The 24,114-nt window shown below is 75.1% G+C and carries 16 protein-coding genes; 5 read left to right on the forward strand and 11 right to left on the reverse strand.

Annotation, left to right across the window (positions count from 1 at the left end; all coding sequences use genetic code 11):
- Positions 1-22: 22 nt before the first annotated feature.
- On the reverse strand, positions 23-448 hold the full coding sequence (locus ACGFIZ_RS16245; RefSeq protein WP_393419924.1) for an RDD family protein: 426 nt from the start codon (positions 446-448) through the stop codon (positions 23-25).
- Positions 449-695: 247 nt separating this feature from the next.
- Between ACGFIZ_RS16245 and glnA the strand changes: the two genes are divergently transcribed.
- Complete coding sequence (gene glnA / locus ACGFIZ_RS16250) at positions 696-2,120, forward strand: type I glutamate--ammonia ligase (RefSeq protein ID WP_393419926.1); 1,425 nt, start codon at positions 696-698, stop codon at positions 2,118-2,120.
- Between the two features lie 551 nt (positions 2,121-2,671).
- Here glnA and mptB (ACGFIZ_RS16255) read toward each other — a convergent pair.
- The 5 genes from mptB (ACGFIZ_RS16255) to ACGFIZ_RS16275 are packed head-to-tail and all read right to left on the reverse strand — an operon-like array spanning position 2,672 to position 11,527.
- Complete coding sequence (mptB, locus tag ACGFIZ_RS16255) at positions 2,672-4,285, reverse strand: polyprenol phosphomannose-dependent alpha 1,6 mannosyltransferase MptB (RefSeq protein ID WP_393419928.1); 1,614 nt, start codon at positions 4,283-4,285, stop codon at positions 2,672-2,674.
- A 15-nt stretch (positions 4,286-4,300) separates the two neighbouring features.
- Positions 4,301-5,725: a polyprenol phosphomannose-dependent alpha 1,6 mannosyltransferase MptB gene (gene mptB, locus ACGFIZ_RS16260; protein ID WP_393419930.1), complete on the reverse strand. Its 1,425-nt coding sequence runs from the start codon at positions 5,723-5,725 to the stop codon at positions 4,301-4,303.
- Positions 5,719-7,317: a hypothetical protein gene (locus ACGFIZ_RS16265; RefSeq protein WP_393419932.1), complete on the reverse strand. Its 1,599-nt coding sequence runs from the start codon at positions 7,315-7,317 to the stop codon at positions 5,719-5,721. The genes mptB (ACGFIZ_RS16260) and ACGFIZ_RS16265 overlap by 7 nt, the downstream gene beginning before the upstream one ends.
- A gap of 52 nt (positions 7,318-7,369) precedes the next feature.
- Positions 7,370-10,753 (reverse strand): bifunctional [glutamine synthetase] adenylyltransferase/[glutamine synthetase]-adenylyl-L-tyrosine phosphorylase, encoded by a 3,384-nt coding sequence (locus ACGFIZ_RS16270; RefSeq protein WP_393419993.1) that lies wholly within the window; start codon positions 10,751-10,753, stop codon positions 7,370-7,372.
- A 6-nt stretch (positions 10,754-10,759) separates the two neighbouring features.
- The gene (locus ACGFIZ_RS16275; protein WP_393419934.1) at positions 10,760-11,527 is read right to left on the reverse strand and encodes a type 1 glutamine amidotransferase; all 768 of its coding nucleotides are present in this window, start codon (positions 11,525-11,527) and stop codon (positions 10,760-10,762) included.
- A gap of 228 nt (positions 11,528-11,755) precedes the next feature.
- Here ACGFIZ_RS16275 and ACGFIZ_RS16280 point away from each other — a divergent pair, with 228 nt between their 5' ends.
- A complete protein-coding gene (locus tag ACGFIZ_RS16280) occupies positions 11,756-12,637 on the forward strand; it encodes an LD-carboxypeptidase (RefSeq protein WP_393419995.1) in 882 nt (293 codons plus the stop codon).
- A 109-nt stretch (positions 12,638-12,746) separates the two neighbouring features.
- Here the strand turns inward: ACGFIZ_RS16280 and ACGFIZ_RS16285 are convergent, their stop codons facing one another.
- Positions 12,747-13,697 (reverse strand): virginiamycin B lyase, encoded by a 951-nt coding sequence (locus tag ACGFIZ_RS16285; protein WP_393419936.1) that lies wholly within the window; start codon positions 13,695-13,697, stop codon positions 12,747-12,749.
- A gap of 184 nt (positions 13,698-13,881) precedes the next feature.
- Between ACGFIZ_RS16285 and ACGFIZ_RS16290 the strand changes: the two genes are divergently transcribed.
- Entirely contained in the window at positions 13,882-14,352 is a 471-nt protein-coding gene (locus ACGFIZ_RS16290; protein ID WP_393419938.1) for a hypothetical protein, read from the forward strand.
- A 137-nt stretch (positions 14,353-14,489) separates the two neighbouring features.
- On the opposite strand, the gene ACGFIZ_RS16295 is transcribed toward ACGFIZ_RS16290, so the two are convergent.
- The 3 genes from ACGFIZ_RS16295 to ACGFIZ_RS16305 form a co-directional block, all read right to left on the reverse strand.
- A complete protein-coding gene (locus tag ACGFIZ_RS16295) occupies positions 14,490-17,846 on the reverse strand; it encodes an NACHT domain-containing protein (protein ID WP_393419940.1) in 3,357 nt (1,118 codons plus the stop codon).
- Between the two features lie 4 nt (positions 17,847-17,850).
- Positions 17,851-18,276, reverse strand: a complete 426-nt coding sequence (locus tag ACGFIZ_RS16300) for a DUF350 domain-containing protein (RefSeq protein ID WP_393419942.1) — start codon at positions 18,274-18,276, stop codon at positions 17,851-17,853.
- Positions 18,277-18,366: 90 nt separating this feature from the next.
- Positions 18,367-19,716 (reverse strand): glutamine synthetase family protein, encoded by a 1,350-nt coding sequence (locus tag ACGFIZ_RS16305; protein ID WP_393419997.1) that lies wholly within the window; start codon positions 19,714-19,716, stop codon positions 18,367-18,369.
- A 273-nt stretch (positions 19,717-19,989) separates the two neighbouring features.
- On the opposite strand from ACGFIZ_RS16305, the gene ACGFIZ_RS16310 reads away from it, so the two are divergent.
- Together ACGFIZ_RS16310 and panB are read left to right on the forward strand one after the other, a co-directional pair.
- The gene (locus tag ACGFIZ_RS16310) at positions 19,990-21,750 is read left to right on the forward strand and encodes an NAD+ synthase (protein WP_393419944.1); all 1,761 of its coding nucleotides are present in this window, start codon (positions 19,990-19,992) and stop codon (positions 21,748-21,750) included.
- A 220-nt stretch (positions 21,751-21,970) separates the two neighbouring features.
- Entirely contained in the window at positions 21,971-22,816 is an 846-nt protein-coding gene (gene panB / locus ACGFIZ_RS16315) for a 3-methyl-2-oxobutanoate hydroxymethyltransferase (RefSeq protein WP_393419946.1), read from the forward strand.
- 567 nt (positions 22,817-23,383) lie between these two features.
- Here panB and npdG read toward each other — a convergent pair.
- A complete protein-coding gene (npdG, locus tag ACGFIZ_RS16320) occupies positions 23,384-24,082 on the reverse strand; it encodes an NADPH-dependent F420 reductase (RefSeq protein ID WP_393419948.1) in 699 nt (232 codons plus the stop codon).
- Between the last annotated feature and the right edge of the window lie 32 nt (positions 24,083-24,114).

Genomic DNA, 24,114 nt, shown 5'->3' on the forward strand with positions numbered 1-24,114 from the left:
GTCCGCCTGGGCGTCGGGCGCGCTACCGCCGGGTCGCGGCGCGCTCCGGTGTGACGTACGTGACGGACGTGACGACCGAGCCGGTGAGGCGGTCGTGCAGCCCGCGGCGCTGCCCGTCCATGATCAGGGCCGGGACGACCAGCGCCAGCAGCGCGCCGCGCAGCAGGGCGCGGACGAGCCCGATCCGCCCGCCGTCGGCCCAGTCGACGCACCGGACCCGGGTGACGTACATGCCGGGGGTCTGCGCGAACAGGCCCAGGAAGAAGCCGTACTCGACGATCAGCACCACGACCGGGGCCCAGCCGTCCCGGACCGGGTCGGCGAAGATGTTGGACACCAGCAGGCAGAGCACCCAGTCGATCACCAGGGCGCCGAAGCGGCGGCCCAGGCTGGGCGGGACGAACCCGGAATCGTCGGCGGGCGGCACGGGGCGCTGCGGCGTGGTCACAGCCGCCAAGGGTAGCCAGGCGCCGGGTGGTCGGATCCACACCCACCGCAGAATCGGATGAACCCGTTGATCTGCGACCGAACGTCACGGCGGGTAACGTCCGAACGGACATCCGGTGGCCCCTGACCGGCGCCGATGACGCACCGCGAGGGACGTAACACGGCGGAAACAGAAGGGACACGGCCGGGCAACCCCGGGGCCATAGCGTCGCCAGGAGCCAGCCACCCTGTGGAGCCAGGAGGACGTTGTGTTCGCCAATCCCGAGGAACTCCTGCGGTACCTCAAGAATGAGGACGTAAAGTTCGTCGACGTACGTTTCTGTGACCTGCCCGGCGTGATGCAACACTTCAACCTGCCGGTGGAGTCCTTCGACGACAGCGTCTTCACCGACGGTCTCGCGTTCGACGGTTCGTCGATCCGCGGTTTCCAGGCCATCCACGAGTCGGACATGCTCCTGCTCCCGGACGTCGCGACCGCCTTCATCGACCCGTTCCGCGCGCAGAAGACCCTCGCGCTCAACTTCTTCATCCACGACCCGTTCACCCGCGAGGCCTACTCCCGGGACCCGCGGAACGTGGCGAAGAAGGCCGAGGCGTACCTCGCGGCCAGCGGCATCGCCGACACCGCGTACTTCGGCGCCGAGGCGGAGTTCTACATCTTCGACTCGATCCGGCACGAGACCGCCGCGAACAGGGGTTACTACTACATCGACTCGGTCGAGGGCGCCTGGAACACCGGCCGCGAGGAGGAGGGCGGCAACCGCGGTTACAAGACCGCGTACAAGGGCGGCTACTTCCCGGTGCCGCCGGTGGACCACTTCGCCGACCTGCGCGACAAGATCGTGCGCCGGCTGGTCGACAACGGCTTCACCGTCGAGCGCTCGCACCACGAGGTCGGCACCGCCGGCCAGTCGGAGATCAACTACAGGTTCTCGACGCTGCTGCACGCCGCCGACCAGCTCCAGCTGTTCAAGTACATCGTGAAGAGCGAGGTCTGGGCGAACGGCAGGACGGCCACCTTCATGCCGAAGCCGCTCTTCGGCGACAACGGCTCGGGCATGCACACCCACCAGAGCCTCTGGCTGAACGGCGAGCCGCTGTTCTACGACGAGACCGGCTACGCCGGCCTGTCCGACACCGCCCGCTGGTACATCGGCGGCCTGCTGCACCACGCGCCGTCGCTGCTGGCCTTCACCAACCCGACGGTCAACTCGTACCGCCGCCTGGTGCCGGGCTTCGAGGCGCCGGTCAACCTGGTCTACTCGCAGCGCAACCGGTCCGCCTGCACCCGTATCCCGGTGACCGGCAGCAACGCGAAGGCCAAGCGCGTCGAGTTCCGCGTGCCGGACCCGTCGAGCAACCCGTACCTGGCGTTCTCGGCGATGATGATGGCCGGCCTGGACGGCATCAAGAACAAGATCGAGCCGCCGGCGCCGATCGACAAGGACCTGTACGACCTGCCGCCGGAGGAGTGGGGCACGGTCAAGCAGGTGCCGGGCTCGCTGCCGGAGGTGCTCGACGCGCTCGAGGCCGACCACGACTACCTGCTCGACGGCGGGGTCTTCACCCCGGACCTGATCTCCACCTGGGTGGATTGGAAGCGGGCCAACGAGGTCGATCCGGTGCGCCTGCGCCCGACCCCGCACGAGTTCGCGATGTACTTCGACTGCTGAGCCTCGGGTCAGCACGCTCCTCCAGCACCGGCCGGGCCGGCTCCGCTTCCGCGGGGCCGGCCCGGCCGCGTTCGCGGTCGCCGTCCGGCCGTGCCGCCCGCACGGCCCGCGTCGCGCCGACCGCAGCCACTGTCTCTCGGCCGCTGTGGAGCTGCCCGCGTGAACGGGGCACGTCCCCGCCGCACCGCGTGCCGGACCGCCCGCCGGACCGCCCGCCGGACCGCGTGCCGGACCGCGTGCCGGACCGCGTGCCGGACCGCGTGCCGGACCGCGTGCCGGACCGCGTGCCACACCGCGTGCCGGGCCGCCTGTCGGCCCCGCCTTCCCGGCCCGCGACGCCCCGCACGTCGGCCCGCAACACCCCGCGCCACACGCCAGCCCACGACGCCGGGCCTACGGAGCGAAAGGCAAGCGAAAGGCTGGGCGCACAGGTGGGGCAGCTCCACAGCGCCCCAACTTCACCTGACGGTGGCGACGCGTGCCGCTCGGCGGAGCGCGCGGCGCCGCGGTTCGCAGGGTCGATCCAGGGTGAACGGCAGCGCCCAGTCGGCTCAGCGGTCCGGCCGGCCGTCCCCGGCGTCAGCCCCCTCCCCGCCGGCAGCGCCACCGGCCCGGGCGGCGCCACCGGCCCGGGCGGCGCCACCGCCCCGGGCGGCGCCACCGCCCCGGGCGGCGCCACCGCCCCGGGCGGCGCGGGCAGCCCGCGCCGCCCACACCGCCAGGACGACGAGCAGGGCCGTCATCGTGACCGCGCCCGGCGCCTTGCTGAGCCCGGCCAGGCTGGCGCCGTCCGGCAGGGTCAGGAAGGAGGCGACCGCGCAGGGCAGGACGAACCAGGTGGTCCGGGTCACCCCGACCACTGAGAGCGCCAGCAGCGCCAGGGGCCAGGTCGCGTACCAGGGGTGGAAGACCGGGGACAGGGTGACCGTGGCGGCCAGCGCCAGGCCCGACCCGAGCAGCGCCACCCGGGGCCGCGCCGCGGCCAGGGCGCGGACCGGTTCGCGGGCGTCGTTCAGGCGGCGCAGCGAGCGCCAGGCCCGGACCCACAGCGCCACGAGCAGCACGGCGAGCACCGCCAGGCCGGCGGCCCGGGCCGCCGGCACCGCGCCCGGCCGGAGTCCGGCCAGTTCGCCGACGTAGTTCACGACGAAGCCGACGGCGGTGGGCGGCGAGGTCCACTGCGCGGTGTCGCCGGTGTGGGCCAGCCCGCCGAGCCAGCCCAGACTCAGCCGGGACGCCAGCGAGGTCGCCGCCAGCGCGGCCAGGGCGCCGCCGGCCAGCCACCCGCCGTCGCGCAGCAGCGCCCGCCAGGTGTACCGGCCGGACACGGCGGCCAGGGCGGCGAACGGCAGCACCACCAGCGCGGTCGCCTTCACCACCAGGGCCAGCCCGAGCAGCGCCCCGGCCGCCAGCAGCGCCGGCGGCCGGCCCGGCCTGCGGACCAGCACCAGCAGGCCGAGCAGCAGCGGGCCGAGCGCCACCGCGTCGTTGTGCGCGCCGGCCACCAGGTGCACCCCGACCAGCGGGGCGGCCAGCGCCAGCCAGGCGGCCCGCCGGGTCGGCACCCCGGCGGCCCGGGCCAGCACCGGCAGGCAGAGCGCGGCCAGCAGCAGCCCGGCCACGGCGAAGAGCCGCAGCAGCGCGATCGCCCCGGCCAGCCCGCCGCCGGCGGTCGCCGCGAGGGCGGCGAGCAGCACGAACAGCGGCCCGTACGGGGCCGGGGTGTCCCGCCAGATCGGCGCCACCGAGTCCAGCCACGGGCACCCGGCCGCCGCCACCCCCACCCGGTACGGATCGTGCCCGTGCGCGTACGACCAGCCCTGGCAGGCGTACGAGTAGGCGTCCCGGCTGCCCAGCGGCGGCGCGGCCAGCAGCGGCAGCAGCCAGAGCCCGGCGGTCACGTACGCCCACCGGGTCGACGGCGCGCCCCGGCGCAGCGTCCACCACGCCCCGACCGTCAGCGCCGTGCCGACCAGCCAGCAGCCGAGCGCGGCCGGCCCGTACGGGGCCCGCCAGATGTCGGCCAGCGTGCCGTCGGTCAGCTCGGGCAGCGCCCCGCCGAGCCAGCCCGCGACCGCCAGCAGCGCCGCCCCGAGCAGCCCGGCCCAGCGGGCCCGGCGCGCCTGCGCCGCGGGCGGGGCGGGCGGCTCGCCGGCAACGCTCACCGGCAACACCTCTGTTCAGTCGGCTCCCTCGGCGGCGCGGGCCGGCTCACGGGCCGCCCGAGCCGACCGTACCAACCGCACAGCCGCCCAGATCAGCAACAACGTCATCAGCGGCGCACCGGGCATCTTGGTCCACCGGGCCAGCCCGGTGCCGTCCGTCAGGATGAGGAACGCCCCGACCAGCGCCACCACCACGTACCACACGCCGCGCCGGGCGGTGGCGGCGAGCACGGTCAGCGGCCAGATCCAGTACCAGGGGTGCACGACGGGCGACATCGCCACCGTGGCGGCCAGCGCCAGCCCGGCGTGCCGCAGCGGATCCCCGGTGCGGGCCCGCCACCACAGCCACAGCAGCAGCCCGGCCAGCACCACCACGCCCAGCGCGCGGGCCACGGGCAGCGCGTTCACGTGGGCGCCGAACAGCCGCGCGACGTACTCGGCGGTCTGCCCGACCGCGGTGGGCGGCGAGGTCCAGGCGACGGCCGCGCCGCCGGTGGAGAGCCCGCCGATCCAGCCGAAGTCCAGGCCGGCGGCGACGGTCACCCCGACCACCGTGGCGACCGCGCCGCCGACGACCCACCCGCCGTCGCGGACCAGCGTGCGGATCCGGTACGGCCCGGTCATCGCGGCGAGCGCGGCGAACGGCACCACCACCAGTCCGGTCACCTTGATCGACACGGCCAGCCCGAGCAGCACACCCCCGGCCAGCAGCGGGCCGGGGCGGCCGGGGCGGGCGGCGACCACGGCCAGCCCGGCCACGAGCAGGCCGACCATGAGCGAGTCGTTGTGCGCGCCGGCGACCAGGTGCACGCCGACGAGCGGGCTGGCCAGCGCCAGCCACAGCGCGCGCGCGACGGGCACCCCGCACCGGCGGGCCAGCGCCGGCAGGGCCCACGCGGTCAGCGCCACCCCCGCCACCGCGAGCGCCCGGAACGCCACGATGCTCGCGGTCAGCGAACCGGTGGCCTTGACCACCGCACCGGCGAGGACCACGAACAGCGGCCCGTACGGGGCCGGGGTGTCCCGCCAGATGTACGAGATGGTGTCCAGCCACGGGCAGGGCAGCGTGGAGACGCCGTGCTCGTACGGGCTGATCCCGGCCGCGTAGCTCGCCCCCTGGCAGGCGTACGCGTACACGTCCCGGCTGGCCATCGGCGGCGCGACCAGCAGCGGCAGCACCCAGAGCCCGGCGGTGACCAGGGCCCACCGCGCGGACGGCACCCGATCGCGCAGCGACCACCAGGCCCACGCCATCAGCGCGGTGCCGGCGAGCCAGGCGAGCACCACGACCGGCCCGTGCTCGGCCCGCCAGATGTTGACCGGGTTGGTACGCAGCGGGGACGACGGTAGCGCGCCGCCGAGGAAGGCGGACAGCGACAGCAGCACGGAGCCGCAGAGCCCCACGTACCGGATGAGACGGGAACGGTCCACGGTCAGCATTGTCCGGCCGGCCGCAGCGAGCTGCTCACCCGGTACGCCCCGGGCGTGGCCCCGCGCACCGTGACGAAGCCGTCCGGACCCGGGGCGAGGCAGCCGTTCGCCCCGGTCAGGGTCAGCCAACGCGACCAGCGCACCCGCACGGGCACGTCGCCGGGGACGTCGACGGTGAACCGCACGGCGGACCGCCCGGAGTCGACGAGCCGCCCCGGCGCGCCGACCAGCGGGGCGGGGTCGGTCACGGCGTACAGCCGCCAGGTCGCGTCCCGCCACACCTCCCGCAGGTACGGCTGGCCCTCGGCGACCAGGGCGGCCTCCTGCCGGCCCCACCGGTCGGGCACGCTGTCCGGCGCCAGCGCGACGTACGCGACGGCCTCCCGGCGCAGCCAGCCGGCGTATCCGTCGGCGGTCAGGTCGCCCTCGTAGAACAGCGGGTTGCGGGCCGTGTCGACCTGCCGTTCCCAGCCCCGGGCCAGCGGGACCGTGTCCGGCAGGTACGCCGACTCCCAGTGGTCGCGCAGCGGCACCACCTCGACCCGGCCCACCGGCTGCCGACGGGCCAGCTCGTCGGCGAGCGGCTGGTAGAACGCCCGCGCGCTCTCGGGCGAGCCGGCCCGGCCGAGGTCGCTGGTCATCACCGGGTTCTGCCACCAGACGACGGCGGCGAGCAGGCCGGCCAGCCACGGCCCCGGCAGCGGGGCGTGCGCGGCGAGCAGCGGCAGCGCGAACAGCATCGGCAGCCGCAGCGCGTTGGAGCCGATCGGGGTGGGCACCGCCTGGGCGGCGACCAGCAGCAGCACGGCCAGCGCGGCGCCGGCCCGCAGCGTCCGGCGGCGGCGCGGCAGCAGGAAGAACACCGCCACCGCCAGCGCCACGTTGATGCGCATCGACTCGGCGCTGAACGGCTGGGTGCCGCCGTTGCCGAACAGCAGCGCCATCGGGGCGAGCGCGACCGCCGGGGCGAGGGCGAGCGTCAGGCTCTCGCCGAGCGGCCGGTCGACCCGCCAGCCGCCGGGCAGCGGCCGTCCCGGGCCGGGCCCCCGGCGTAGGGCGGCCAGCAGCAACGCCGCGCCGGCCAGGCCGGTGAACAGCCCGGCGACCGGGCTGGCCCAGGTGGCGAGCGCGGCGAGCAGCCCGGCCAGGACCAGGCGCGCGGGGCGGGGCGGTCGGTCGGCGGCGACCGCGCAGAGGGCGAGCAGGCCGAACGCCAGCCCGACGGCGAAGGTGATCCGGCCGCTGGCGAGGTTGCCGACCAGCACGATCGCGCCGAGCAGCCCGGCCGGCACCGGGCGGCGCGCCCGGTGCCGGGCGAACAGCCAACCGAGCGCCCCGGCGGCGAGCACCGCGGCGACCGCGCCGAGCGGGCGGGGTCCGGTCCAGGCGGCCAGGCGGGCGGTGAGCAGGCTGTAGCCGTACTGGTCGACGCCGCCGTACCAGCCGAGGTCGACGGGGATGGCGCCGTGCCGGCCGGTGAACCCGGCGCGGGCGACCTGGGCGGCCAGGTCGGTGCCCATCGGCGGGGCGAGCAGGAACGCCACCGCCAGCAGGGCCGCCGCGAGCGCCGCGCCACCGGCCGCCGCCGTCGCGGGTGTCACCAGGGGGCCGCTGCTCTGCGAAAGGCGATCGGAAGGGGCCCTTCCTCGCACGTCAGGCATCAAGGACGCGCTCCATCGCGGCGCGGGATCGGCGGGCCGTGCGCAGGTACTCGTCGAGGAACTCCCCGGGGTCGTCGCGGCCGAGCAGCCGGGCCGCCCCGGCCAGCTCGACGCCGTGCCGGGGCAGCTGGTCGCCGGCGCGGCCCCGCACCAGCATCAGCGCGTTGCGGGCCTGCGCCGCGAGGGTCCAGCCGGCGGCCATCGCGGTGGCGTCCGCCGGGTCGACCAGGCCGGCGTCGGCGGCCGCCGCGAGCGCGTCGAGGGTACGCGTGCCACGCAGAGCGGGGAGGCGTCCGGCGTGCCGGAGCTGGAGCAGCTGCACGGCCCACTCGACGTCGGCCAGGCCGCCCCGGCCGAGCTTGGTGTCGGTGGCCGGGTCGGCGCCCCGGGGCAGCCGCTCGTGCTCCACCCGCGCCTTGATCCGGCGGATCTCGACGATCTGCTCCCGGGTCAGGCCGTCGGCCGGGTAGCGGACGGGGTCGACCAGCGCCTCGAACTCGGCGCCGAGGTCGGCGTCCCCGCAGACGAACCGGGCGCGCAGCAGCGCCTGTGCCTCCCACACCTTCGACCAGCGCGCGTAGTACTGGGCGTACGCGGCGAGGCTGCGGACGAGGGGGCCCTGCCGGCCCTCGGGGCGCAGGTCGGCGTCCACCCCGAGCGGCGGGTCGGGGGCGGGCGCGGACAGCAGCCGGCGCAGCTCCTCGGCGATCGCGTGCGCGGCCGCGCCGGCGGCCCGCTCGTCGGCCCCGGCCGGCAGGTCGTAGACGAAGAGCACGTCGGCGTCGGAGAGGTAGTTCGACTCGTACCCGCCGAGCCGGCCCATGCCGATGACGGCGAACCGCAGCCCGGGCGGGGCCGGCTGGGCGGCCCGCGCCGCACGCAGCGCGGCGGCCAGGGTGGCGTCGGTGACGTCGGCCAGCGCGGCCCCGACGGCGATCACGTGGGTGAGGCCCGGCGCGGGCCGGGCGGCCGGGTCGCGGCTCGGGTCCGGACGGCTCGGGTCCGAGCGGCTCGGGTCCGGGCGGCTCGGGTCCGGGCGGCTCGGGTCCGGACGGGTCGGGTCCGGACGGGTCGGGTCCGGACGGGTCGGGTCCGGGCGGCTCGGGTCCGGGCGGCTCGGGTCCGGACGGGTCGGGTCCGGACGGGTCGGGTCCGGGCGACTCGGGTCCGGGCGACTCGGGGTGGGGGCGAGCGAGCCGGCCCGGCTCAGCACGTCGGCGCAGGCGAGCCGCAGCAGCTCGCGGCGGCGCAGCGCGCGGACCGCCCGGATCGCCTCGACCGGGTCGGCGTGCCGGGCCGCCGCGGCGGCGAAGCCCTCGCAGAGCACCTCGTGGGTGCGCGGGGTCAGCTCGTTCTCCTCGGCCAGCAGCCGCAGCGCCTCCGGCTCGCGGGCCAGCAGGTCGGCGGCGTACCGGGAGGAGGAGAGCACCCGGGCCAGCCGGCGGGCCACCGGCCCTTCGTCCCGCAGCAGGCGGAGGTACCAGGGGGTGCTGCCGAGGGCGTCGGAGACCTGCCGGTAGTTGAGCAGCCCGCGGTCCGGCTCGGGGGCGTCGGCGAACTCGCTGAGCAGCACCGGCAGCAGGGTGCGCTGGATGGCGGCGGTGCGGCTCACCCCGCCGGTGAGGGCCTGCAGGTGGCGCAGCGCCCCGGCGGGGTCGGCGAAGCCGAGGATCTCCAGCCGGTGCCGGGCCGCCTCCGGGGTCAGCCGCAGCCCGTCGGCCGGTACCCGGGCCACGGACTCCAGCAGCGGCCGGTACAGCAGCTTGGCGTGCAGCCGGCGTACCTCGGTGGCGTGGGTGACCCACTCGGCGCGGAACTCCTCGACGGCGCTGCGGCCCGGCGTGGCCTGGTAGCCGAGGGCGGCGGCGAGCCAGCGCAGCGCGGCCGGGTCGGTCGGCACGGTGTGGGTGCGGCGCAGGCCCTGGAGCTGGAGCCGGTGCTCGACGCCGCGCAGGAAGCGGTACCCGCGCAGCAGCGCCTCGCCGTCGGCCCGGCCGACGTAGCCGCCGGTGACCAGGGCGCGCAGGGCGGGGATCGTGCCCGGCGCCCGCAGCGACTCGTCGCCCCGGCCGTGCACCAGTTGCAGCAGTTGGACCGCGAACTCGATGTCGCGCAGCCCGCCGGGGCCGCGCTTGATCTCGCGTTCCAGTTCCTTCGGCGGGACGTTGTCGATGATCTTGCGACGCATCGACCGGACGTCGGAGACTGCCTCGGGCCGCTCGGCGGCCCGCCACACCAGCGGGGCGAGCTGGTCGATCCACTCCCGGGCCAGGGGCAGGTCGCCGGCCGCCGGGCGGGCCTTGAGCAGCGCCTGGAACTCCCAGGTGCGCGCCCAGCGGCGGTAGTACGCCAGGTGGCTGGCCAGGGTGCGCACCAGCGGCCCCCGGTTGCCCTCGGGACGCAGCGCGGCGTCGACCGGCCAGGCGACCAGCCCACAGACGTGGATCAGCCGGGTGGCGACCGTGGTGGCCGCCGGCAGGTCGTCGTCCTCGGCGCACACGAAGATCACATCGACGTCGGAGACGTAGTTCAGCTCGCCGCCGCCGCACTTGCCCATCGCCACCACGCCCAGCCTCGGCGGGGCGGTGCCCTCGGGCAGCTCGCCGACGGCGATTCCGTACGCCGCGGCGAGGGTGGCGTCGGCCAGCGCGGAGAGCGCGGCCATGGTCTGCTCCAGGCTCCGCGCGCCCGTCAGGTCGGCCGCCGCGATCCGCAGCAGGGCCACCCGGTACGCCTGGCGCAGCACCGCGACCGGCTGGTCGGACGCGGTGCGGCGGGCGGCGGCGGCCAGGTCGAGCCGCCCCTCGGCGGTGGGGGCGAGCCCGTCCGGCTCGGTGTCGAGCACCGGCCACTGCCGGGGGTTGGCCACCAGGTGGTCGCCGAGCGCCGCCGAGGCACCCAGGACGGCGAGCAGCCGCCGCCGCAGCCCCGGGTCGGCGTACAGCGCCTCCAGCAGCTCGGACGGCTCCTCCTCCTGGCCGCCGCCCCGGCGCTCGGCCTCGCCGCTCGGGCGACGCCCACCCGCAGCGTCCGCGCGCGCGGCTTCGCCGCTCGACCGACGCTCGACCTCGACGGCCCGGCGCTCGGCTTCCACGCTCGACCGGCGCTCGACCTCGACGGCCCGGCGCTCGACCTCGACGGCCCGGCGCTCGGCTTCGGCGAGGCGGTGCAGTTGGCGCAGCGCGAGATCCGGGTCGGCGGCCCGGGACAGGGCGGCGAGCAGCTCGGCGGCCCGCTCGTCGACCGGCTCCTGCTCGTCCGGCCGCCACAGGCCCAGCCCGGCCGGGCCGAGCAGGTCGGCCGCGCGCGCCCCACCGTCGCCCTCGGCCGTGCCGAAGCCGTAGCGGGCCAGCCGCCCCCGGGTGGGTCTGCTCAGCACGGCTCAGTGCCCGAGCAGCGGAAGACCGCGCCGCACCGTGTCGTCCGCCAGCTCGCCGAGGGCGAGGGCGGCGAACCGGACCGCGAAGGGCTGCCACACCTCCTCGACGTCGGCCATCACCCGGTCGCAGGCCGCCACCACCAGCTCGGGGTCGTAGCCCAGCTCGGCGAGCAGCGTGGAGTCGGTGGCCCAGTCGGCGATCATCGCGGTATCGCACTCGATGTGGAACTGCAGCCCCCAGGCCCGGTCGCCGAGGCGGAACGCCTGGTGCGGGTAGCGGGTGGAGGCGGCCAGCAGGGTCGCCCCGTGCGGCAGTTCGGTGATCTCATCGGAGTGCCACTGCAACACGTCCGGGATCAGCGGCACGTACCGGAACAGCGGGTCGGCCTCGGCGGCGTCACGCCGGCCGACCACGGCGGGGCCGACCTCGGGCCCGGACGGGCTGCGCTCGACCAGCCCGGCGTGCGCGGTGGCGAGCAGCTGCGCGCCGAGGCAGACGCCGAGGGTCGGCAGCCGGTGCCGGACCGCCTTGCGCAGCAGCCCCTCCAGGGCCGGGAACCAGGGGGCGCCCGGGGAGCCGTCGGGCAGCGGGTACGCCTGCTGCTCGCCGCCGAGCACGACCAGTGCCACGTACCCGTCGAGGTCGGCGGGGAGTTCGTCGCCGGCGTGCGGGCGCAGCACCCGCAGCTCCAGCCCCCCTTCCACCAGCCACTCCCCCAGCCGGCGGACGTCGTCGGTCGGATCGTTCTCGATCACCAGCGCGGTTCCCACGCCGTCGAGGCTATCCGGTGTGCCCCCGCCCGCCAGTCAGGCCTCGTCCCCCCGGGCCCACTCTCGCCGATCATGGAGCTGCGGTGCCAGCAAACACGGCAAATGTTCCGCTTTGTCGGACACCAGAACTCCATGATCGACGTGCAACAAGCCGGGCTAGGCTCAGCGGCTGTGAGCGATGACGACGGTGTCCGGCGGCCGCCCGTGCTTCGTCCCGGGGACACGGTGATGCTGGTGTCCCCGTCCGGGCCGACCAGGCCGGAGCGGGTGGCCCGGGGCATCGAGCTGCTCACCGGCTGGGGGCTGCGACCCGTGCTCGCGCCGAACGCGTACGCCCGGCGGGGCTACCTGGCCGGGGCGGACGAGCTGCGCGCCGCCGACCTGAACGCCGCGTTCGGCGACCCGGGGGTGCGCGGGGTGATCTGCACGCGCGGCGGGTACGGCGCCCAGCGGGTCGTCGACGCCGTCGACATGACGGCGGTCCGGCGCGACCCGAAGGTGGTGGCCGGCTTCTCCGACATCACCGCGTTGCAGCTCGCGCTGTGGCGCGGTGCCCGGCTGGCCAGCGTGCACGGCCCCGGGGCGGCCTGGCTGGACGAGCGCACCCCGCCGCGCTCGGCCGAGTCGCTGCACGCCGCGCTGATGACCACCGAGCCGGTCACCGTGACCGCCGTGCCCGAGGAGGAGACGTGCGGCGTACGCGTCCCCGGCCGCGCCACCGGGACGCTGCTCGGCGGCAACCTCTGTCTGATCGCCGCCTCGGTCGGCACCCCGGACATGCCCGACCTGGCCGGGGCGATCCTGCTGGTCGAGGACGTGCAGGAGCCGCCGTACAAAGTCGACCGGATGCTGACCCAGCTGCGCCGGGCCGGGGCGCTGCACCGGGTCGCCGGGGTCGCCGTCGGCCAGTTCACCGACTGCGCGGACGGCTGGGACACGACCGTCACCGACGTGCTGGCCGAGCGCCTCGGCGACCTCGGCGTACCCGTCCTCGGTGGCCTGCCGATCGGCCACGGCCACGGCCAGCTCACGGTCCCGCTGGGCACCCCAGCCACCCTGGACGCCACGACCGGCACCCTGACGGTCGCCCCAGCCGTCCGCCCCGCCTAGCCCCCGCCCCCCACCGCCCCCTGCCCCCTGCCCCGCCGCCCCCGCCGACTCCCGTTGATCATGGAGTTGGCGGCGGTCACGGAGATCGAAAACGCCGTCAACTCCATGATCAACGGGGCGGGGTGGGTCTGCGGCGGGCGCGTGGGCCAAGGTGGGCGGTCAGGGGGTGAGGGGGACGGTCAGGGGTGAGGTGGGCGATCGCGCCCACCTCAAGGGCGGCGTGGACCGTGCCGTCGGGTCCGACGGCGACGCCGTGCGGCTCCGCCTGCGCGGTCGGCAGGTCGTACGTCTCGATCCGGCCGTCCGGCGTGACGTGGCCGATGCGGTTGGCCGCCCACTCGGTGAACCAGCAGCCCCCGGCCGGGTCGGCGACGATGGCGTGCGGCCGGGCGGCCCGGTCCGGCAGCGGGAACTCCGCGATGCGGCCGTCGGCGTTGATCCGGCCGAGCTGACCGGCGGCGATCTCGACGAACCAGAGCGCGCCGTCGACGCCGAGCGTGATGCCGACCGGCCCGGCCGCCTCGGTCGGCAGGGGGTGCAGGGCCACCGCCCCGTCGGGCGCGATCCGGCCGACGGCGTTCGCCTGGTTCAGGGTGAACCACAGCGCGTCGTCCGGCCCGGCGACGATCATCGACGGGAACGCCCCGGTCATCGGCAGCGGAAACGAGGTGACCGCCCCGTCCGTGCCGACCCGGCCGACGGTGTCGCTGCTCATGCCCGCGTACCAGAGGGCGCCGTCGGGCCCGGCGGCGATGCCGCACGGCGCGGTGCCGGCGGGCAGCGCCACGGACGTCGCCTCCCCGGCGGTGGTGAGGCGGCCGATCCGGTCGTCCCCGGACCGGGTGAACCACAGCGCCCCGTCCGGGCCGGTCGTGATGGCCAGGGGCCGGCTCGCCGCGTCCCCGGGGTGGGTCTCGACCGCGCCGCCGGGCTCCACCCGGGCGATGCCGCCGCTGTGGACCAGCGTCAGCCAGAGCGCGCCGTCGGGGCCCACGGTGATCCCGTACGGCCCGGAGCGCGCGTCGGGCAGCGCCGTCTGTCGGATGGTGGGGGCTGTCACGGGTACGTCCGCCTCCCTGCTCGGCTCGGCCCACCCTGCGCCGGCACGGCGTACCTCGGCAACCGATTTTGCCCGGCGCTGCCTCGGGTTTTCAGCCTGTTGACAGGTTCGCCACGGCTTCCGCCCAGCTCGTCCGGTCACTGTCGGTGAGGTCATCGCACACGAGTGCCGAGTTGGAGGACAGATGTCCCGCACCATTTCGAAGAAGCGCCTGCTGGTCGGGCTGGCGGCCGCCGGCGTGCTAGGCGTGGGAGTCGCGGCGCCGGCCGTCGCGTTCGCCGAGGACGCCACCCCGGCGCCGAGCGCCGGCGCGAGTCAGGACGCCGACCAGTCGAAGCGCGCCGACCGGCAGGCCGAGTTCGCCGAGGCGCTGGCCAAGGAGCTGGGCGTCTCCACCGACAAGGTGACGGCCGCCCTGGAGAAGGTGCGCGAGCAGCACAAGGCCGACCGGCCGGAGCGCGGCGACCGCGACGGGAACGCCGCCGACCGCCAGGCGAAGCTGAAGGAACGGCTGGACCAGGCCGTCAAGGACGGCAAGCTCACCCAGGAGCAGGCCGACGCGATCACCAAGGCGGTCGAGGCCGGCGTCTTCCCCGGCGCGGGCGGCCACGGCGGCTGGCTCGGCGGCTGGCACGGCGAGCGCGGCGACAAGTGACGCGGGGCACGCCCGGGCCCGCCCCGGCCGCGCCTGACGCGCCCGTCTGACGCGCCTGACGCGCCCGTCTGACGCGCATTTTCGCCGACATGGCGGTGTCCGAATGAGCAGGACACCGCCATGTCGGCGACATGCCGTCAGGAAGCAGCCTCATCCCCGTCCGCGACGCCGTCATGCCCGCGCCGTCCGTTGGGTCCGGGCTTGTCGGACGCCAGCGCGCGCAGCCGCCGTGCCAGGTCGGGCCGGTTCCCCGCCTGGGGGTCCTCCTCAAGGATGGTGGCCAGGGAGTCCATGTCGAGCAGGATGGGCACGCCTCGCTCGTGCATGCGGGTCAGCACGTCGATCGCGGCATCGTCCAGCCAACCGTCCGACTCGAAGGCGATGGCATCCAGCAGGGTGGCGACCACCGAGCCGAGGCGTGGGTGGACGTCGGCGGCGGCGCCCAGCACCCGCTGCACGCAGCGCAGCGCTCCGTCAAGGGCATCGTTGTCCCTGAACAGGGTGTCATCGGTGCAGGCGAGCAGCAGCACCTCGGTCACCAGTGGGACGGACGCCTCGCGGTCCCCCGCCAGCCGGTCGAGCAGCAGCCGCAGGAAGGCGGCCCGATCCCAGTCGTCGGTCAGGCCCCGCGTCCCTGACGCCAACCGAACGCAGCGCAGGTAGACGTCGCGGCGCTCCTGCTGCGTCGCCGGGCGCAGCGGCAGGAGCCAGGCGTCGGCCAGCGCGCGGGCGACGGAGGTGACCACGCCCGACCCCGCGTCATGGAACAGCGCGAGCGCCGTGGGTAGCTTGTCGAGCATCGGCTCCAGCGCGTGCGCCGCGACAGCCGCGTCCGTGTCGCAGCTCAGGTGGGCGTCGCGGCGCAGCCGGGCGAGCCGTTCGCGTGCCAGCCCGTAGGCCATTCCCTCCGGCAGGCCCAGCGCCCACAGCACGTCCAGGTCCGGTGGTGCCGCCAACCGGCCGTCCGCCCAGACCCGGACGTCCCGGTTCGCGCCCTCCCCCTGCCGCTCCAGCGCCAGCAGGTCGCTCAGGCTCTGCCACTCCTCGCCGTCGAGCTGGGCGCGCCACAGCCCCACCTCGGCCCGCCACCCGTCGACCGGGTCGGCGGCCTCCGGGAACAGCGCCCGCCCGGTGACCTCGCCGGCGGCGGCCAGGACGAGCAGCAGCAGGTTCGCGCCGTACGCGGCGTACCGGGCGGGCATCGGCAGCCGCCGGGGCCGGTAGCCGTCGTACCGGCGGGCGCCGGCGGCGTACGGGGCGGCCCGGAACAGCCGCAGCAGCAGGTCCGTCCAGGCCCGCCGGTGCGCCTCGTCCCGCCCGGCCAGCCGCTCGGCGAGGAAGGCGAACACGGTGACCCGGGTGCTGAGCACGGCGTACGAGAGCAGGACGTGCAGCAGGTCGTCGGAGACCGGCTCGCCGCCCCAGGACAGGCTGGCGGCGGCGTCCCGGGCCACCAGGTCGTCCACCATCTGCGCGGTGAGCCGGGCCACCAGGTACTCGCCGAAGGTGGCGTGCAGGAACTCGTACGTCTCGCGCCGGCGCTCGTCGTCGTGGGTCCGGGACCGGTGGATGAAGAAGAATCGACCGAGCACCACCTCGGCCGCCGCCAGCGGCGCCCGCAGCCCGGCGCGCTCCCCCGTTGCCGGCGTGCCGCCGAAGGGCAGCGCGGCCAGGTCGGCGTCCAGGTCGGTCGCGGTGACCCACTGGGCCCGCCGGTTGAACATGGCGAACGCGACCACGGCCAGCCGGCGCAGCTCCTCCCCGACGGCCCGGTCCAGCTCCTGGTCGGGCAGGCCGGTCCGCTGCTTGACCACCTCCCGCCGGGCAAACCGGCACAGCAGCCGCTCGTACAGCTCGCCCCGGCGCAGTTCCCCGGCCCGGCTCAGCTCGTTCGCCTCGGCGTCGTAGAGCGCCAGCATCAGCAGCAGCAGCGGCTGTTCGGCCAGTTCGCGGTGCGCCAGCGTGGTCGCCCGGTCCAGCGGGCGCACGCCCAGCCTCCGGAACGCGGCGGCGTTGACCCGGTTCCACGTGTCCAGCCACGCCCCGACCCGCGCGTCGTCGAAGGGCTCCAGCCGGATCGCGACCGCGCCGGGCGGCGGCTGCGCGCGGTCGGCCACGCTGGTGCGGCTGGTGACCAGCACCGCCACCGGCCGGCCCTGGTCGGCCTCCCGGCGCTGGAACGCGGCCACCCGCCGCAGGTAGTCGGTCTGGCTGACCCCGGTGGCCTGGAGCAGCTCGTCGAAGCCGTCGAGCAGCACCACCGGCAGCGCGTCACCGGCCGACCGGGCCAACGCCGGCCAGTCGAGCCGTTCCCCGGTGTCGTTGCGGATCGCCTGCTCGATCTGGTCCTGGAGGTCGCCGGCGGCGTACACGTCCCGGAGCACCACCCGGACCACCATGAAGTCCGCCGCCGGCAGCCGGGCGGCGACGACCCGGGTCAGCAGCGACTTACCGGAGCCCGGCTGCCCGAGCACCAGCAGCGGCGCCCGGGTCGCCCCGGGCGAGGTGAGGTGGACGACCAGGGACTGCCACAGGTCGTCGCGTACCGGCTGGCCGTCCCACCAGCCCTCGTCGCTGGGCCGCGCCGCCGGGTCCAGCTCCGCGATCCGGCACAGCGGCGGGACGTACGCCTCACCGAGCGCCGGGACGGTCAGCCCGGCCGGCACGTCGCCGGAGGCGATGATCGGCCGGCCTAGCTCGGCGGCGTACGCGGCGGCGAGCGCGGCCCGCCGGTCGTCCGGGGCCCGGCCGGTGGAGATCTCCGACAGGGTCCGGTGCAGCTCGGCCAGCCCGACGGAGAGGCAACGGATGTCGGCCCGGGTCGCCTCGTGCTCGTGCAGGTCGAGCCAGAGGGCCACCTCGGGGAAATCGACGGCGAGCCGGGTCAGCAGGTCGCGGTGCCGGTCGGCGGCGGCGGCCGGGAGGGCGTACAGGACCTGCTGGGTCTTGCTCCATCGCCGGTCGGAGAGCGCGTCGACGACCGCCAGTCCACCGAGGAAGGCCGTGAGGCGGTTGGTCAATCCCTCGTAGTAGGTGCGGAGCACCTCCCGCAGCGCGGGGTAGGGCAGGTGCGGGCCGGGCACCGGAGCGGCGGTGGTGAACAGCGCGCCCATGAGACTGTCCCCGGGGCTGCCCCCAGCCAGCAGGACCTGCTCCGCGCGGCTGATTCTCAGCTCCTTGACTTCGAACGGCAGGTCCAGCTCGCCGAAAGCCTCGAAGAAGGCGGTCACCGCGACGACCGCGTGCGCTGCCTCCAGCCGCTGGGTCCTGCCGTACCGGGACAGCCCGGAGCGCCGCTCCGACGCGCCGCTGACCAGTTCGTGGCCCAGCCGGACGAACTCCGCCTTGGCGTCGAAGATGCCGAGCAACGCCGGCACCGGCACCGAGGCGGCCAGCAGCACGCCCCCGGTCAGCTTGTCGAACCAGTCGACGACCTTGCTCTTCTCTCCGCCGAGCAGCCGAACGGCGTCGGCGTAGCTGAGCGCGTCGGGCACGCGGTCAGGCGATGCAGGCGCAGACGATCAGCGCGGCCCCGAAGTGGGTGGCGGCGCTGACCCGGGCGGCCGGGTGCGGCTCGTCGGAGCAGATGATCTCGCCGAGCTTGCCGGGGGTCAGCAGGTCCAGCACGAAGAACGCCAGCGCCATGATCAGCAGGCCGATGAGGCCGAAGATCACCGTCGAGGCGAGCCCCTTGGCGAAGTCGCTGTAGCTGGTGAGGATCGCGGTGAACACGATCCCGGCGATGCCGAGCTGGTTGGCGGCCAGCAGCAACGCGGCGTTGCCGTTGCGCCGTACCCAGATCAGCTCCCGCAGCCGACCGGGGGTGAGCAGGTCGACCAGCCCGAAGCCGGCCGCCATCAGCCCCACCCCGACGACCCCGAACACGATGCTCTGCCAGGCTCCGCCGAACAGGTCCGCCAGCACCGACTGCCTCCCGAGGCGTCTCCGCCCGGCGGGGGTACCGGGACGGTGATCGAGACGATAGCGGGCCGGCGCAACCCGTGGAGCCCCGGCCTAGAGCGACAGGTAGCGCTGCCGCTCGTACGGGGTGACCTCGCGGCGGTACTGCTCCCACTCCGCGCGCTTGTTGCGCAGGAAGAAGTCGAAGACGTGCTCGCCGAGCACCTCGGCGACCAGCTCGGAGCCGGCCATCACGTCGATCGCCTCGGACAGGTTCTCCGGAAGCGACTCGTAGCCCATGGCGCGGCGCTCGGCGCTGGTCAGCGACCACACGTCGTCCTCGGCGCCCGGGGGCAGCTCGTAGCCCTCCTCGATGCCCTTCAGGCCGGCGCCGAGCAGCACCGCGAAGGCCAGGTACGGGTTGGCCGCCGAGTCCAGCGAGCGGACCTCCACCCGGGCCGAGTTCGGCTTGCCGTACGCGGGGACGCGGACCAGCGCGGACCGGTTGAGGTGCCCCCAGCAGATGTACGCGGGGCTCTCGGTGATCCGGTCCGGCAGCGCCTGCGGGAAGAGCCGCTTGTACGAGTTGACCCACTGGTTGGTCACGGCGGTGTACTCCCGGGCGTGGACGAGCAGCCCGGCGATGAACGACTTCGCCACCTTGGACAGCTTCATCGGGTCGCCACCGTCGTGGAACGCGTTGCGCTCCCCCTCGAACAGCGACAGGTGGGTGTGCATGCCGCTGCCCGGCTGGTCGGTGAACGGCTTCGGCATGAAGCTGGCCTGCACGCCGGTGGACAGCGCCACCTCCTTGACCACGTGCCGGAAGGTCATGATGTTGTCGGCGGTGGTCAGCGCGTCGGCGTAGCGCAGGTCGATCTCCTGCTGGCCGGGGGCGACCTCGTGGTGGCTGAACTCCACGGAGATGCCGATCCGCTCCAGCGCGAGCACGGCCTGCCGGCGGAAGTCGCGGGCCACCGCGTGGGTGGTGTGCTCGAAGTACCCGCCGGTGTCCACCGGGGTCGGCACCGCGCCGTCCGGCGCGCCGTTCTCCAGCAGGAAGAACTCGATCTCGGGGTGGGTGTAGAAGGTGAAGCCCTTCTCGGCGGCCTTGGACAGCGCCCGGCGCAGCACGTGCCGCGGGTCGGCCCAGGACGGCCCGCCGTCGGGGAGCAGGATGTCGCAGAACATGCGGGCGCTCTCGCCGCTCCCCCCGCCCTCGAACGGGAAGACCTGGAAGGTGGTCGGGTCGGGCATGGCCACCATGTCGGACTCGAAGACCCGGGCGAAGCCCTCGATCGCCGAGCCGTCGAACCCGATGCCCTCCTCGAAGGCCGCTTCCAGCTCGGCGGGCGCCACCGACACGCTCTTGAGCGTGCCCAGCACGTCGGTGAACCACAACCGGACGAACCGGATGTCCCGCTCTTCCAGCGTACGGAGGACGAACTCCTGCTGACGGTCCACTTCCACCCCTCGCGACACTGTGTCGGCCACCGGCCCGGCCGGTCCGCCCTGACCGCCCAGTCTCCAACCACCTCTTTACGGAGACGTTACGCGAACCGTCTGGGACGCGTACCCCGGTGCCCCGCCACCCGGACGCGCCGGCACCCGGCGCCTGTCCGTGCCGCCCGGCGGCGCCCCGGCGCCCTGTCCCGCCGCCCGCCGCCCGCCGCCCGGCCGGGCGCCTGCTCCGCCGCCCCGCGTGTCGGGGCCGACCGGCTGGGGCAAGATGAGGTCATGCCCACCCTGCGTCTCGCCCTGTCCCAGGTCAACCCGACCGTCGGCGACCTCGTCGGCAACGCCGACCTGGTCCGTCGCTGGACCCGCCGGGCCGCCGACGCCGGCGCCCAGTTCGTCCTGTTCCCGGAGATGATGCTGACCGGGTACCCGGTCGAGGACCTGGTCTTCCGCCGGTCCTTCGTCGCCGCGTCCCAGGCCGCGCTGCACCGGCTCGCCGCCGACCTGGCCGCCGACGGGCTCGGCGACCTGCCGGTGGTGGTCGGCTACCTGGACGCCGACGGCCCGCCGCAGATCAGCTCCGACGCCGAGCCGGGCCGGGGGGCGCGCAACGCCGCCGCGCTGCTGCACGGGGGCGCCGTCGTCGCCACCTACTTCAAGCACCACCTGCCCAACTACGGCGTCTTCGACGAGGACCGCTACTTCGTGCCGGGCGACACGCTGACCGTCGTGCGGGTCGGCGGGGTGGACGTCGCGCTGACCATCTGCGAGGACCTGTGGCAGGCCGGCGGGCCGTTCGCGGTCGCCCGGCAGGCCGGGGTGGGCCTGGTGGTCAACATCAACGGTTCGCCGTACGAGCTGAACAAGGACGACATCCGGCTGCCGCTGGTCCGCCGCCGGGCCGCCGAGGCCGGCGCGACGATCGCGTACGTCAACATGATCGGCGGCCAGGACGAGCTGGTCTTCGAGGGCGACTCGATGATCGTGGCGGCGGACGGCACCCTGCTCGCCCGCGCCCCGCAGTTCGTCGAGCACCTGCTCGTGCACGACGTCGAGCTGCCGGCCGCGGCGGCGGCCCTGGCCGCCGACGGCGAGCTGGCCGACGGGATGCGGCTGGTCCGTACGCCGATCGACGCCGCCCTGCCGCCGGCGGACGGCCCGGCCGCGGTGGGCGGGATCGAGAAGCCGGTCGCCGACGAGGCCGAGGTGTGGCGCGCGCTGGTGCTGGGCCTGCGCGACTACGTCGACAAGAACCGCTTCCCGTCGGTGGTGCTGGGGCTCTCCGGCGGCATCGACTCGGCCGTGGTGGCCGCGCTCGCGGTCGACGCGCTCGGCCCGGAGCGGGTGGTGGGGGTGTCCCTGCCCAGCCGGCACTCCTCCGAGCACTCCCTCGGCGACGCGGAGGACCTGGCGAAGCGGACCGGGCTGGACTACCGGGTCCAGCCGATCCAGCCCATGGTGGACACGTACCTGGCGAACATGTCGCTGTCCGGGGTGACGGTGGAGAACCTCCAGGCCCGGGTGCGCGGGGTGATCCTGATGGCGCTGTCGAACCAGGACGGTCACCTCGTCCTCACCACCGGCAACAAGAGCGAGCTGGCGGTCGGCTACTCGACCCTGTACGGCGACTCGGTCGGCGGGTTCAACCCGGTCAAGGACGTGTGGAAGACGCTGATCTGGCGGCTGGCGAAGTGGCGCAACGCCGACGCCGCCAACCGGGGCGAGACCCCGCCGATCCCGGAGAGCTCCATCGGCAAGCCGCCGAGCGCGGAACTGAGCCCCGGCCAGCTCGACAGCGACACCCTGCCCGACTACCAGGTGCTCGACCCCATCCTGATCGGGTACGTCGACGGCGACCTGGGCCGCGACGGCCTGGTCGCGGCCGGCCACGACCCGGCGGTGATCGACCGGGTGCTGCGCATGGTGGACACGGCCGAGTACAAGCGCCGGCAGTCCGCCCCCGGCACGAAGATCTCCATGAAGGCGTTCGGGCGCGACCGGCGGCTGCCGATCACCAACCGCTGGCGCGAGCACGGCTGAGCCGGTCCCGGCCGGGCCGGTCCGGCTCGGCACGTCGGGTGCCTGGCCAGCCGCGGGTCGGGCGCCCGGCCGGCTCGCACGTCGGGTGCGTGGCCGGCCGGCCGCGGGTCGTCGGGAGTGAAATCCTCCACTGCGCCCTGCCGCCGCCACCCGCCCGGGTGGGACGATCGCGGCAGAACCCGGGGACCGCGCAGGCGGCCTCGAGGGAAAGGAGACAGTCATGGTGGAGTCCACCCCGACCGAGGTGACCGCCCTCTACGGCGGCCCCGCGACCCGGCGGGTCCGCACCCGCGACCTGCTCGCCGCCAAGGAGCGGGGCGAGCGGTGGCCGATGCTCACCTCGTACGACCAGTACACGGCGTCGATCTTCGACGCCGCCGGCGTACCCGTGCTGCTGGTCGGCGACTCGGCGGCGAACAACGTCTTCGGCTACGAGACGACGGTGCCGGTGACCGCCGAGGAGCTGTTGCCGCTGGTCCGCGCGGTGGTACGGGCGACCCGGCAGGCGCTGGTGGTGGCCGACCTGCCGTTCGGCTCGTACGAGGAGGGGCCGACGCAGGCGCTGCGCACGGCGGTGCGGTTCATGAAGGAGGGCGGCTGCCACGCGGTGAAGCTGGAGGGCGGCCGGCGCTGCGCGGACCAGGTCGCCGCGATCACCGGCGCCGGCATCCCCGTGATGGCGCACATCGGCTTCACCCCGCAGCGGGAGCACGCCATCGGCGGGTACCGGGTGCAGGGGCGCGGCGACGCGGCCGAGGACGTCGTCGCCGACGCCCGGGCGGTAGCCGAGGCGGGCGCGTTCGCGGTGGTGCTGGAGATGGTGCCGGGCGAGGTGGCCAAGCGGATCACCGCCGAGCTGCCGATCCCGACCGTCGGCATCGGCGCCGGCCCGGACACCGACGCCCAGGTGCTGGTCTGGCAGGACATGGCCGGCCTGCGCACCGGTAAGGCGCCGCGCTTCGTGAAGCGCTACGCGGACCTGTCCGGGGTGCTGACCGAGGCGACCCGCCGGTTCGCCGACGAGGTCCGTGGCGGCACGTTCCCCGCCGCCGAGCACACGTTCTGAGGTGCAGGGAAGGGCCCCTGTCAACACCTTTCGGTAAAGCAGGGGCCCTGTTGACACCCCTGCCTGGCAGCGTCGGAAAGCCGGTCGCGCCCCCGCGACGACGACAATTGGTTCGCGGACTGCCCCGTACTGCTGGACTTCGCCGGCGAGCAGGTCGAGATCAACCACCAGAAGTTCGAGGAGATCTCGATCACCTGGAACACCGTCGACCCGGCGGCCGGCGTTCGTTGGCCCACGTCCGACGACTTCCGGCTCGCGTGGCGGCCTGAGCCGCTGCCGGAGCTGGCCGGGCTCATCGGTCGGCCGCTGCACGAGCCCGCCCTGCTGGAGTGGCACGGGAGCGCGGGCGACCTGGCGAACGGCAGCCTGGCGCTCGGCTTCCGTTTCGCCGAGGCGGAGCTGGTCGTCTTCAACGGGCTCGACGAAAATGCCGTCTCGGTCGGCCCGCCGGACCCCCGGTACCGCCGTCATCCGCTCCCGGCGGCACGCCAGCCGTAGATCTTGGTACGAAACGGCCCCCGGAGGGGCCAGTTCGTACCAAGATCTCCAACGGTCAGCCCGAGGCGCTCACAGGTCCGTGACGCGGATGCCGGCGTGCGCCTTGTAGCGCTTGTTGATGGCGATCAGGTTCGCGGTGAACGCCTCGATCTGGTGGGCGTTGCGCAGCCGCCCGGCGTAGATGCCGCGCATGCCGGGAATCCGGGCGGCGAGCGCCGCCACGACATCGACCAGTTCCCGCTCCTCGGTGCAGATCAGCACGTCGAGGTCGATCCGGTCGATCTCCGGGTCGGCCAGCAGCGGCGCGCTCACGTGGTTGAACGCGGCGCAGACCCGGGACTCCGGCAGCAGCCGGGCGGCCTGCTGGACGGCGCTGCCCTCCTCGACGGGCAGCGCGTACGGGCCCTGCCTGTCGAAGCCGAGGGGGTTCACGCAGTCGATGACGATCTTGCCGGCGAGCGGCTCCGCCAGGGCGGCCACGGTGGCCGCGTGCCCGTCCCACGGCACCGCGATCACCACCACGTCGCTGCGGCGGGCCACCTCGTCGTTGTCGGCGCCCGTGACCCGCGCCTCGGCGGGGACGTGCGGCAGCCCGGCGATCTCGGCGGCGGCCTGCGCGGCCCGCTCGGCCGACCGCGAGCCGATCAGCACGGTCTGCCCGGCCCGGGCGAACCGGTAGGCCAGGCCCCGGCCCTGGTCGCCGGTGCCGCCGATGATCCCGACGGTCAGCCCGGACACGTCGGGCAGGGTGCTCGCGTCATATGCCATGCGCCCATCCTCGCAAAGGTCACCGACCGGCA

It is taken from the genome of Micromonospora sp. NPDC048830 (genome assembly GCF_043198215.1).
GTDB lineage: Bacteria > Actinomycetota > Actinomycetes > Mycobacteriales > Micromonosporaceae > Micromonospora.